This is a genomic window from Pelomonas sp. KK5 (assembly GCF_001984095.1).
Taxonomy (GTDB): Bacteria; Pseudomonadota; Gammaproteobacteria; order Burkholderiales; family Burkholderiaceae_C; genus KK5.
The window spans coordinates 1-12,219 of the sequence record NZ_LYVQ01000019.1; the positions used below are offsets into that span (position 1 = coordinate 1).

At 67.5% G+C, this 12,219-nt stretch carries 10 protein-coding genes; 9 read left to right on the forward strand and 1 reads right to left on the reverse strand.

Annotated features, from left to right (window positions below; translation table 11 throughout):
- The 4 genes from B0W88_RS04310 to B0W88_RS04325 form a co-directional block, all read left to right on the forward strand.
- On the forward strand, positions 1-1,361 hold a 1,361-nt coding region (locus B0W88_RS04310), incomplete at its 5' end, for a TonB-dependent receptor (protein WP_144006609.1).
- 2 nt (positions 1,362-1,363) lie between these two features.
- Positions 1,364-2,734, forward strand: coding sequence for an MFS transporter (locus B0W88_RS04315; RefSeq protein ID WP_077033425.1), 1,371 nt, complete (start codon positions 1,364-1,366; stop codon positions 2,732-2,734).
- 67 nt (positions 2,735-2,801) lie between these two features.
- The gene (panC, locus tag B0W88_RS04320; protein ID WP_077033426.1) at positions 2,802-3,635 is read left to right on the forward strand and encodes a pantoate--beta-alanine ligase; all 834 of its coding nucleotides are present in this window, start codon (positions 2,802-2,804) and stop codon (positions 3,633-3,635) included.
- Between the two features lie 118 nt (positions 3,636-3,753).
- Positions 3,754-4,566, forward strand: a complete 813-nt coding sequence (locus B0W88_RS04325) for an SDR family NAD(P)-dependent oxidoreductase (RefSeq protein ID WP_077033427.1) — start codon at positions 3,754-3,756, stop codon at positions 4,564-4,566.
- Positions 4,567-4,576: 10 nt separating this feature from the next.
- On the opposite strand, the gene B0W88_RS04330 is transcribed toward B0W88_RS04325, so the two are convergent.
- Positions 4,577-4,939, reverse strand: coding sequence for a hypothetical protein (locus B0W88_RS04330; protein ID WP_077033428.1), 363 nt, complete (start codon positions 4,937-4,939; stop codon positions 4,577-4,579).
- Positions 4,940-5,120: 181 nt separating this feature from the next.
- On the opposite strand from B0W88_RS04330, the gene B0W88_RS04335 reads away from it, so the two are divergent.
- From B0W88_RS04335 to B0W88_RS04355, 5 genes are all read left to right on the forward strand, one after another.
- Positions 5,121-7,334, forward strand: coding sequence for a molybdopterin-dependent oxidoreductase (locus tag B0W88_RS04335; RefSeq protein WP_077033429.1), 2,214 nt, complete (start codon positions 5,121-5,123; stop codon positions 7,332-7,334).
- A gap of 9 nt (positions 7,335-7,343) precedes the next feature.
- Positions 7,344-7,805, forward strand: a complete 462-nt coding sequence (locus tag B0W88_RS04340; protein ID WP_077033430.1) for a nuclear transport factor 2 family protein — start codon at positions 7,344-7,346, stop codon at positions 7,803-7,805.
- A gap of 53 nt (positions 7,806-7,858) precedes the next feature.
- A complete protein-coding gene (locus B0W88_RS04345; RefSeq protein WP_077033431.1) occupies positions 7,859-8,707 on the forward strand; it encodes an NAD(P)H-binding protein in 849 nt (282 codons plus the stop codon).
- Positions 8,708-9,061: 354 nt separating this feature from the next.
- A complete protein-coding gene (locus B0W88_RS04350) occupies positions 9,062-10,771 on the forward strand; it encodes a DUF1302 domain-containing protein (RefSeq protein WP_077033432.1) in 1,710 nt (569 codons plus the stop codon).
- Positions 10,772-10,795: 24 nt separating this feature from the next.
- Complete coding sequence (locus tag B0W88_RS04355) at positions 10,796-12,178, forward strand: DUF1329 domain-containing protein (RefSeq protein WP_198937767.1); 1,383 nt, start codon at positions 10,796-10,798, stop codon at positions 12,176-12,178.
- Positions 12,179-12,219: the final 41 nt, after the last annotated feature.

The window sequence follows — 12,219 nt, forward strand, 5'->3', positions numbered from 1 at the left end:
CCGATGTGCACAACCAGGTGCTCACGGCCAGCTACACCGCCGATGCGTTGACGCTGAAGTCGATCTCGGCCTACCGCAAGATCGATGTCATCAGCGGCTACGACCTCGATGCCACGCCGGTCTTCGTCAACCAGATCCAGCGTTATGGCGTCACGGGCGATCAGGTCTCGCAGGAGCTGCAGGCCTACGGCGACGCCGTCGACGGCCGGCTCGACTGGATCACCGGCCTCTACTACTTCAAGGAGAGCCTGACCGACAGCAGCCTCGTCACCTCGCCCAGCGGCAGCAACACGCTCGGGCGGCTGAACCAGTTCGATGTGGACCAGACCTCCACCAGCTTCTTCGGCCAGTTGACCTGGTCCTTCACGAAGAACCTCAGGGCCACCGCCGGCGCGCGTGCGGTGCACGACCAACGCGGCATCAACTACTACCTGCCACGCTACACGGTGGAAACCGGCGCTCCGCTGGCCGGCAATGGCGGCTGCGCGCTGGCCGCGCCGGGCCTCGACCAGGGCGGCTGCCACTACGCGCCGCCGGACCTCAAGTTCCACTACGTCCCCTGGACCCTGGGCCTGGACTACAAGCCGGACGGCAGGAACCTCATCTACGGCAAGGTCTCCAACGGCTACCGCTCAGGCGGTTTCCAGCCCGGCGGCGCGGCGACGGCGGGTGGCTACCTGCCCTTCGACAAGGAGCAGGTGATCGCCTACGAGGCCGGGGCGAAGTGGGTGGGCCTGGACAACCGGCTGCGGCTCAACGTGGCGGCCTACCTGTCCAAATACACCGACATCCAGCAGCTGGCCCCCAACATTCCACCCGGCAGCACGGTCACGATCAGCAGCGTGATCAATGCCGGCAAGGCGACGGTCAAGGGGCTGGAGCTGGATTCGCAACTGCGCCTGAACGGCTTCGAGCTCAGCGCCGGCCTCGGCCTGATGGACCCGAAGTTCACCTCCGGTCCCTACGAAGGCCAGCCCTTCGTCACCGCCGCCAAGGTGACCTACAACCTGGGCCTGGACGTGCCGGTCGCGATGGCCCTCGGCCGCCTGAACCTGCACGCCGATTACAACTGGCGGTCCAAGGTGTCCTTCTTCGTCCCGGTGAATACCAACACGACGCCGTTCAGCCCGCTGACGGCAGGCCAGATCGCGTCCAACGAACAGGCTGGCTACGGCCTGCTCAACGCGCTGGCCAGCCTGGACATCACCGGCACGCGTCTGCGCGTGTCGCTGTGGGGCCGCAACCTGGCGAACCAGTACTACAAGGCCCGTTCCAATTCGTTCTATCTGCAAGGCTACAACACGGTGACGCCGGGAGATCCGCGCACCCTCGGCGTGACGCTCGACTACAAGTTCCTCTGACTATGGCTGCCCTTCCATTCATCACCCCGGGGACCTCCTCGCCGCCATCCCGCCCCGGCTATCCACCGGCGCGCTATGCCTGGTATGTGATCGCCGTGCTCTTCGTGGTCACGCTGCTGTCGCAGCTGGACCGCCAACTGCCCGCGCTGCTGGTGAAGCCGCTGCGCAAGGAGTTCGGCATCAGCGACACGGCCTTCAGCCTGTTGCAGGGCTACGCCTTCGCCGTGTTCTACACGCTGGCGGGCCTGCCGCTGGGGCGCTTCGTGGACCGGGGTAATCGGCGCAACCTGATCTTCGTCGGCCTGCTGGCCTGGAGTGCCGCGACGGCCCTGTTCGCCTTCGGACAGAGCTATACACAGCTGCTGCTGGCCCGCATCGGCGTCGGCGTGGGCGAGGCGGTGCTCGCTCCCGCCGCGTACTCGCTGATCGCCGACCTGATCGAGCCCCGCCGCCGCGGGCGCGCGCTGGCGGCGTACTACGTGTCGATTGCCGTCGGGTCGGGCGCGTCGCTGCTGCTGGGCGGCTGGCTGCTGGCCGCGATTCCGAAGGAGGGCCTCGTCGTCGCGGGTCTGGGCAGCCTGCCGGCCTGGCGGCTGGCCTTCCTGGCGGCGGCACTGCCGGCCGTGCCGCTGGCCTTGGTGCTGCTCGCCACGGTGCGCGAGCCCGCGCGGCAGGAGGAGGTGCGCAGCCTCTCGGCCGACGATCAACCGGGGCTCGCCGAGTTCCTGCGCTACCTGCGCGACAACGCCGCCACCTTTGCCCGCGTGCTGAGCTACCCGGCGTTGCTCTCCGTCATCGGCTACGGCGCGCTGGCGTGGGCGCCGGCCCTGTTCGACCGGGCCTATGGCCTGCCGCCGTCGCGCTCGGGCGTGGTGCTGGGGCTGATCGTCGCGGCGGCGGGCGCGATCGGCACCATGAGCAGCGGCTTCCTCAGCGATCGCTGGGTGGCCCAGGGCAAACCGGCGGCGCGCTTTCGGGTTGCGTTGACCGGCGTGGCGCTGTTCGCGGTGCCTTCGGTGCTGTGGCCGCTGATGCCGAATGCCGGCCTGGCCTATGCGCTGCTGTTCCTCAACGTGCTGGGCCTGGGCGTGGCGCAATCGGCGGCGCCGGCATCGATCCAGGCGGTCGTGCCCAATCGCATGCGCGGCCGCGCCATCGCCGTCTACTTGCTGCTGGCGGGCCTGCTGGGCATCGGCCTCGGGCCGACCTCGGTGGCGCTGGTGACGGACTACGTCTTCCACGCCGACGCCGACCTGCCGTACTCGCTGGCCCTGACGGCCCTGCCTTCCACGCTGCTGGGCCTCTGGCTGATCGCCTCGGGCCTCAAGCCCTACGAACTCACGCGCAGGGCCTTGCATGGACCGCTCAAGTAAGCAGTTAGTCACACGGACCGCACATGGCCGTGGCGCGCGACAACCGAGATGGATCTGAATGGCTGAGTTGATGCTTGTTCGTACCCTGGCCGATCTGCGCCAGGCGATTTCCGGCAACCCGCGCCGGGTGTTCGTGCCCACCATGGGCAATCTGCACGAAGGGCACCTGAACCTGGTCAGGGAGGCCAGGGCTCATGGCGACTGCGTGATTGCCAGCATCTTCGTGAACCGCCTGCAGTTTGCCCCGCACGAGGATTTCGACAGCTATCCGCGCACGCTGGAGCGCGACTGCAAGCAGCTGATGGCGGCCGGCTGCAACATCGTCTTCGCGCCCAGCGAGCAGGAGCTCTACCCCGAGCCGCAGGGCTACCTGGTGCAGGCGCCTGCCGGCTTGGGCGACGTGCTGGAAGGGCAGTTCCGTCCCGGCTTCTTCACGGGAGTCGGCACGATCGTAATGAAGCTGTTCCAGTGCGTGCAGCCGCAGGTGGCGGTGTTCGGCAAGAAGGACTACCAGCAGCTGATGGTCGTCCGCAACATGGTGCGGCAGTTCAACATGCCGATCGACGTGGTGGGCGTGGAGACCGAGCGCGCGGAGGACGGCCTGGCCCTGTCCTCGCGCAACGGCTACCTGAGGGGGGAGGAACGGGCGGAGGCCGTGCAGCTCTCGCTGGCCCTGCGCCGGTTGATCGAGGCGGTGAAGGGCGGTGCCACGGACCTCGCGGCCCTCGAAGCCGATGCCCTCGCAGGCCTGGCGGCGCGCGGCTGGCACCCAGACTACCTGACCGTGCGCCGTCGTGCGGACCTGGGCCTGCCGTCCGCCGGTGAAGCCGAAGTGCCTCTCGTGGCGCTCGGTGCCGCTCGCCTGGGCGCGACGCGCTTGATCGACAACATCGAGTTCTGACCGGGCTGCCCGCCATCGGCCGGATATGGCCGAGGCGTATGTCGATATCGCCGAACGCGCCGCCGACGCCATCGCCTGCGCGGCTGTTCATACTCAGCCGAAACCGACAGGGGCAGCGATGGAACAGCGATACAAGGGCAGATCCGTGGTGATCACCGGGGCCGGCAGCGGCATCGGCCGGGCGAGCGCGATGCGCTTCGCGCAGGAGGGCGCGTCGGTCCTCGCCACCGACCTCAATGCCGACACCGCCGCGCAGACGGCGCAGGCCATCGTCGACGCGGGCGGCAAGGCGATCTCGCTGAAGGTGGACGCCGGCGTCGAGGCCGACATCCGCGCGATGATCGAGCGCGCGATGGAAGCCCATGGCCGCATCGACGTGCTGTTCAACAACGCCGTCAACACCGGCGCCAACAAGGGCAAGCCCGACAAGGACTTCCTGAGCTTCGACCCTGAGCGCTTCTGGGCCATCGTCAACGTGAACGTGCTGGGCGGCGTGCTGGCCTGCAAGTACGCGATTCCGCACATGCTGAAGCAGGGCGGCGGCAACATCCTCTGGACCTCGTCCACCAGTTCGCTGGGCGGCGACGCTTCGCAGTTTTCCTACGGTGCGTCCAAGTCGATGGTGAACTGGTACGCCCAGACGATGGCGGCCACCTTCGGCAAGCAGGGCATCCGCAGCAACTGCATCCTGCCCGGCGTGATCCAGACCCCGGCGATGAAGGGCTGGGCCAACGAGGCGATGAACACGGCCTTCCTTGACATCAACAGCTCGACCCGCCTGGGAGAGCCCGAGGACGTGGCCGCGCTGGCCGCCTTCCTCTGCTCCGACGAAGCGCACTACATCAACGGCGTGCTGATGCCCTGCGACGGCGGCATGAGCTGCGGCATCCCGCACCTGCAGATCGTGCGCAACCTGCTCAAGGCGGGTTGAGGTCGAGGGCTCAGATCTGCGCCTGGTGGAAATAGCGGATCGCCACGTCGTCACCATCGAAGCGGTATAGCTCGATGCTCGGCCGCGGCGGCGTTCCAGCGCCCAGCGTCGTGTTCAGGTGGTAGCAGGCGGCCTCGTTGCCGGTGACCATCACTTCCTTGGGCTCGATACGCACCTTGCCGGCGAAGCGCTGCCACATGTCCTCCAGCGCGGCCCATCCTTCGAGCGGCGGAATGCCGATGTACTCGATGGTCATCCGGCCGGGCACCATCGCGCGGTAGACGGCGAACATCTCTTCTTTCCTGCCCGCGTTCCAGGACTCGACCGAGTCGTGCAGGAACTTGCGGATCTCTTCAGGGCTGCGTGTCTTCATCGGGTGTCTCCGGGAGATGTGTTCCGCCCATGATGGCCGGGCCGACGCGGGCCGCGTGGTGCCGCCGCTATCGCCGAACCCGCTTTGAATGTTCCCGAAATGCCGCTGGCATGTATCGAAGTGCGCTTCGGCGATGCTCCCGCGGCTCCGTGCGCGGACTCGGGCTTCCTAGACTGGCCGCATGACTTCAGACACCACCATCCATCGCCATTCCTGCACGCTGTGCGAGGGGATGTGCGGCATCAAGGTGGAGGTGCGCGGCGAACAGGTGATCGGCATCCGGCCCGACGCGGACAACGTCTTCAGCCGCGGCCATATCTGTCCGAAAGGCACGACCCTCGGCGCCGTCCACCACGACCCGGACCGCCTGCGCCGGCCGATGATCCGCAGCGGCAGCGAGTGGCGCGACGCGGGCTGGGACGAAGCCTTCGCGCACATCGAGCAACTGGTGGCCGGCGTGCGCGAGCGCCATGGGCCTGAGGCCTTCGCCTTCTACAGCGGCAACATGAACAAGAGCGGCTTCGATACCGCCCGCTACCTGATGCTGCTGGCGCAGCAGGCCCGCTTCGCGCAGCGCTTCTCTTCCTCCAGCGTCGACCAGTTGCCCAAGAACGTCAGCACCTTCCTGATGTACGGCGACATGTGGAAGATGCCGATCCCCGATGTGGACCGCACCGACCTGTTCGTGATCTTCGGTGGCAATCCGTCGGCGTCCAAGGGAAGCATGTTCTCGCACCGCGACGTGATGGGTGCGATCAAGGCGATGCGTGCCCGGGGCGGGCGGCTGGTCGTGGTGGACCCGGTGCGCACCGGCACGGCCCAGGCCGCCGACCAGTGGATAGGCATCCGCCCGGGCGCCGACGCGGCGCTGCTGATGGCGATCGTGCAGGTGCTGTTCGCGGACGGCCTGGTGCGGCTGCGCCATCTGGACGGCCTGGTGAACGGCGTCGACGAGATGCGCAGGCTCAGCGCCGGCTACACGCCGGAGCGCGTCAGCACCTTCTGCGGCGTGGCGCCCGAGGTGATCCGGACGCTGGCACGCGAGATCGCCGCGGCACCGCGAGCGGCCATCTACGGCCGCATCGGGACCTGCACGCAGGAATTCGGCACGCTGGCCTCCTGGCTGGTCGACGTGGTGGCCGTGCTGACGGGCAACCTGGACCGCGAGGGCGGCACGATGTGGAGCGACCCGGTCGCGCCACACCTGAAGCTCACCCCGCCCTACCGCACCGATGCGCCGCTGCTGGGACCGAAGAACCGTGTGCGCGGCGTGCCGGGGATCCTGGGCAACTACCCGGCGTCCTGCCTGGCGGAGGAGATCGACACGCCGGGGTCGGGCGCGGTGCGCGGCCTGCTGACCTCCGGCTGCAACCCGGTGCTGTCGGCGCCGGGCTCGGCCCGGCTCGACGCGGCGCTGCCGATGCTCGAATGCATGGTCAGCATCGACCTCTACATCAACGAGACCACGCGCCATGCGCACGTGATCCTGCCCCCGCTGTCGCCGCTGGAGCAGCCGCACTACGACGTGTGGTCCTGGCCGTTCAGCCTGACCGTTGGCGGCCACTACTCGGCGGCGATCTTCCCGCCGAAGGAGCGGCCGGCCGAATGGCGCGTGCTCGCGCGGCTGGGCTCGATCTTCGGCGGGCAGCCCGAAGCGGATCTCGACGCGCTGGACGATGCCTTCTTCGCCCGCATGTGCCAGCAGCTGGGCCTGGATCCGGCGCCGGTGATGGCGCAACTGCCTGAGCGCGGCGGGGAGCGCATCCTTGACCTGTGCATCCGCACCGGGCCCCTGGGCGATCGCTTCGGCGAGAACCCCGGCGGACTGAGTCTGCAGAGCTTCAGGGACGCGCCCGACGGCCTGCTCTTCGGCCACGCCGAACCGCAGGGCGCGGCAGCCTACAAGACCCCGTCGAAGCGGCTCGAACTGGCGCCGCCCTACATGGCGGGCGACCTGCCGCGGCTGGAGGCGGCGATGGCGCGCGCGCTGCCCGAATTCGTGCTCGTCAGCCGGCGCAATCTGCGCTCGCTCAATTCGTGGATGCACAACATGCAGGCACTGGTGAAAGGCAGGGACCGCTGCACCCTGCAGATCCACACCGAGGATGCCGCGCGGCTGGGTATCGGGGAGGGCGACACGGTCGAAGTCACCAGCGACAGCGGTACCGTCCACGTGGCGGCCGAGCCGATGGACGACATCCGCCGCGGCGTGGTGTCGCTGCCGCACGGCTGGGGCCATGGCCAGCCCGGCAGCCGCATGGCGACGGCGGCCGGCCACCCCGGCGTCAACTACAACCTGCTGAGCCCGGGGCCTCTGGTGGATGCAGCCTCGGGGAACGCGATGCTCAATGGCATCCCCGTGAGGGTGGCGCCCGTGACGACGGCACAGGCCTGAGGAGAAGCGATGGGACAGCGCCAGGAAGACTTCATCCGCGAGTTCTGCGCCAGCTTCGGCGACGGCAGCTACGAGACGCGGCCCGACGTCGACAGGATCCTCTCGATGATGGCGGAGGACGCGGAATGGCAGTTGTGGGTGCCGGGCGGCCCGAAGATCAAGGGCCGCGCCGCGATCCGGCAGGAGCTGGAGCGGCAGATGGGCTTCCTGCGGCAGAACCGCTGCAACATCAAGAACATCCTGTCCAGCGAGCGCCTGGTGATGACCGAGCGGGTCGATGACGCCGTGCTGTACGGCCGCGATGCCTGGCACACGATGGTCGCGGTCTACGTGCTCGACGAGCAGGGCCTGATCAGCGAGTGGCGCGAGTACCTGGACATGGCCGACCTGGCCGCTAAGAAGAAGGGCCCGGTGCTGCCGGCCTACCGCGACGAGTACGGCGAAGGCGGCGAGGCCGGCCGATCGTCTTGAGGCCAGGTCCCCGACTGTTCAATTTTTGTCTTCTCGGAAGGAGTGAATCCATCATGAAAATCGGTGTCAGCGGTGCAAGCGGACAACTCGGGAAAGCAGTGCTGCAGGAGCTGCTCGGTCGCGGCGGCGGGCACGAGATCGTGGGCATCTCGCGCACGCCTGCCACGGTGCCGGCCCCGGTCCAGGGCCGGCGTGGCGACTATGACCAGCCGGACTCGCTGGCGCAGGCCTATGCAGGGCTGGACCGGCTGCTGATCATCCCCAGCGCCGACCTGGCCCCCGGGGCTCGGGCGCGCCAGCTCGTCGCCGCCATCGATGCGGGCGTGCGGGCGGGTGTCGGGCACATCGTGCTGGTGTCTTCCGCAGGCACGCGCCAGGCGGCGGAGCCGGCCGTCGGCGCCGCCTACTGGACCGGCGAACAGCATCTGATGAGGACCGCACCGCGGTGGACCGTCCTGCGGATGAACTTCTATGCGGAAGCTTTCGGCCAGGAGGTGGCGCGTTCGCTCGCCACGGGCATGCTGACCGGCCTGGGCGAGAACCGCGTGGCCTTCGTGTCGCGCGACGATGTGGGTGCGGCGGCGGCGGGCCTCCTGCTCGGGGAAGGGCATGCTGGCGCCGTCTACGAGGCGACCGGCCCGGCTGCGATCTCCGGTGCCGAGCGCGCCGCGCTGGTGGCCGAGCTGACCGGCAAGCCCTTCGGCTACGTGGTCATCTCGGAGGCGCAGTTGCGTGGTGGGCTCGCCAAGTCAGGCCTGCCGCCCGCGCTGGTCGAGACCGTCGTCGGCCTGCGGACCAAGTTCATCGATGGCGACTTCGACGTCGTGAGCGGCAGCGTCGAGCGGCTGGCCGGCCGGCCGCCGCGCACGCTGCGGGACGTGCTCCGCACGGTGCTGGCGTAAGTCTGCCTGTCCCTTGTCGAGCCCGGGAGCTGCCGCTCGCCGGGCTCGCTGCATTTGGGCCCCGAAGCTTCCGTCCGCTCGTCAATCAGGACAACTCGGGCCGATGTGTCCAAGAGCATGACTGCGCTGCAACAGCGAACCTTCCAACCTGGACGGCGCCAGCATCTCAATCCGGCCCGCATCCGTTATAAGTACAAACTCTCGTATTCTGTTCATATTCTGGTTATAGAATTCCTATCGCAATGCAGAATTTCGCGTCAGGGTGGGACTGGGATCGCGAACAAGATCTGCTGCGTAGAAGCTGCTCCAAAGCAGCCACGCGAATGACACTGATCATCAAACGGAGACAGCGATATGAACGAGCATCGGCGGCGGGCTGCGGCCCTGAGACTTCATGCGATTGCCAGCGCGCTGGCCCTCTGGGGCGGCGCCGCCACAGCAGTGGAGATCGACACCGGCAATCCCGACCTGAAAATGCGCTGGGACAACACGTTCCGCTACAACCTGGGCGTGCGGACCGATGCTCAGGACCCGCGCATCATGTCCAACCGCTCCTATGACGAGGGTGATGCCAAATTCGGCAAGGGCAAGATCGTCACGAACCGCTTCGACCTGCTGAGCGAGTTCGACGTCAACTACGCCGGGCAGTTCGGCGCGCGACTGGCGGCAGCTGCCTGGTACGACCAGGCCTACGACAAGCACGGCCTCACCTCGCCGGCGCCCGGCGGCTTCTCGACCAGCTACTTCAACGACCGCTACAACAGCAAGGTCGAGCGCTACGTCAACGGCCCGTCCGCAGAGTTCCTGGACGCCTTTGCGTGGACGAATTTCAACATCGGCAGCGTTCCGGTCAACGTGAAGCTGGGCCGCCACGCGATCATCTGGGGCGAGGGCTCGGTGATCGGCGCCCATGCGATCTCGTACTCGCAGGCGCCGACCGACGCGGTCAAGGCGGTGGCCAGCCCCGGCATCGAGACCAAGGAACTGCTGATGCCGATCAACCAGCTGTCCTTCAAGGCCCAGGTCACGAGCGATCTGACTGTCGCAGGCCAGTACTTCCTTGAGTGGCGCCCCCTGCGGGCGCCCAACGGCGGCACCTTCCTGGTGGGCGCCGACACCTCGCCCAACGTGGACCGCCTGGCCATCGCCCCGGGCATCAACGCCAACAACGTGGACCCGCTGACGCCGCATCAGCGCGGCAACTGGGGCATCAGCGCCCGGCTGAACGTGGCCGCGATCGATGCCACCATCGGCGCCTACTACCGCGTCTTCGATGACTACGCGCCCGAGAACGGCATCCAGTTCCTGACTTTCAATGGCCCGCTCCCCACGACCTTCCGCTTCGTCTATCCGCAGAACGTCAAGCAGACCAGCCTGAGCTTCGCCAAGGGCATCGGCCCTGTCAGCTTCGGCAGCGAACTGTCCTACCGGCAGCACGGCGCACTGAACTCGACCGGCAGCTACGGCCCGACCGACAACACCGGCGCCCGCGGCAACACCTGGCACGCGATCGTGAACGGCACCTACCTGCTGCCCAAGACCGCGCTGTTCGATACCGGCAGTGTGCTGGTGGAACTGGCCTACAGCCGCCTGGACAAGGTGACCCAGAACCTGGCGCTGTATCGCGGCGAAGGCAACCTGACGGCGATGAATGCCGCCGGCGCGCTGTCCTGCTCCAAGTCCGGCGCGGCCGCCACGGTGGCTGGCGATGTGTCGGACGGCTGCTCGACGAAGAACTTCCTGCAGGCGGCTGTCAGCTTCAGCCCGACCTACATTGGCGTGCTGCCCTCGTGGGACCTGGAAGTGCCGATGTTCGTGCAGTACGGCATCAAGGGCACCGCGCCCAGCGCCAGCGCCGGGTTCGAGGGTGCGCTCAGCTACTCGCTGACGGCCAAGATGACCTATTCGTCGCGCCACGAGTTCTCGCTGAAGTACGCGGACACCCGGGCCAAGACCAAGTACAACGCGGCTGGTACAACGGTGATTGGCGGCAGCGGTTCAGGCGGCGTGCTCGGAGGCACCGACCGCGGCTGGCTGGTCTTTACCTATAAGACCTCGTTCTGATCCGCAGTCCTAGGAGACAAGACCATGAAACAACTGAACCTCACCCTCTGCGCGGCCGCCATTGCCTTGCTTGGTGCCCCTGCTTTCATCCCCGCTCTTGCCGCCGTCTCGGCCGATGAAGCCAAGCAGCTCGGCACGACGCTGACCGAGTTCGGCGCCCTCAAGGCCGGCAACGCCGACGGCACGATTCCCGCCTACACCGGCGGCCTGACCACGGCGCCGGCCGGCTTCAAGCCCGACAGCGGCTTCTGGGTCGACCCGTTCAAGGACGAGAAGCCGCTGTTCCGCATCGACTCCAAGAACATGGAGAAGTACGCGGACAAGCTCAGCGAAGGCCAGAAGCGCGTGCTGAAGGAGGATCCGAACTACTACCTCGAGATCTTCCCCAGCCACCGCACCGCGGCCTACCCGGAGAAGGTGCTCAAGGCCACCGTGCGCAACGCCACCGGCTGCAAGACCACGCACGAAGGCATCGGCGTGGACAGCGCCTGCCGCGGCGGCCTGCCGTTCCCGATCCCGAAGACCGGCCTGGAGGCGCTCTGGAACCAGATCCTGCACTACCAGAGCGACACCGCCGTCACAACGTCGGCCTCCCGCTCCTGGGTGATCGACACCGCCGGCAAGCCGACGATGACGGCCGAGCAGAGTACCTATACCGACGCGACCTGGTACCAGCCCGACCTGCCGGACCGCGACCCGACGATGGCCTGGCGCGTCTACTCGGTCACCAAGTCTCCCGCCCGCCTGGCCGGTGGCGTGACCGGCATCACCGACTTCATCGACCCGATCCAGCAGCCGCGCAAGGCCTGGGGCTACACGCCCGGCCAGCGCCGCATCAAGATGTCGCCCGAGTTCTCGTACGACACGCCGGTGGCCAGCCAGGGCGGCCTGACGCTGTTCGACGAACTCTTCGTCGTCTCAGGCAAGCTTGACCGCTTCGACTACAAGCTGACGGGCAAGAAGGAGATGTACCTGCCCTACAACCAGTACAAGGGCTCGTTCGACTGCCCGACGCTGGAGATGGGCCTGCAGGCCAAGCACACCAACCCCGTCTGCGACCGCTGGGAGCTGCACCGGGTGTACGTGGTCGAGGCGACGCTGAAGCAGGGCATGCGCCACGCCTATTCGAAGCGCGTCTACTACCTCGACGAGGACCTCTCGGCCGCGGCGCTGTACGACGCCTTCGACCAGAACGGCGCGCTGTATCGCTCGATCTTCAACGGCATGGTCCAGCTCTACGACAAGAAGCTGCCCTGGGCCGTGCGCACGACGATCTATGACTTCAACAAGGGCCAGTACGGCTACTTCAACGACGTCATGGTCGGCGGGCACAAGATCGAGGCCAAGCCGCGCTCCGAGCGCGAACTGAACGCCGAAGCGATCGTCACGCGCGAGACCGCCCGCTGATCCTGTCCTGCCGACCCACCGGAGGCTCCGTGGAGATTTCG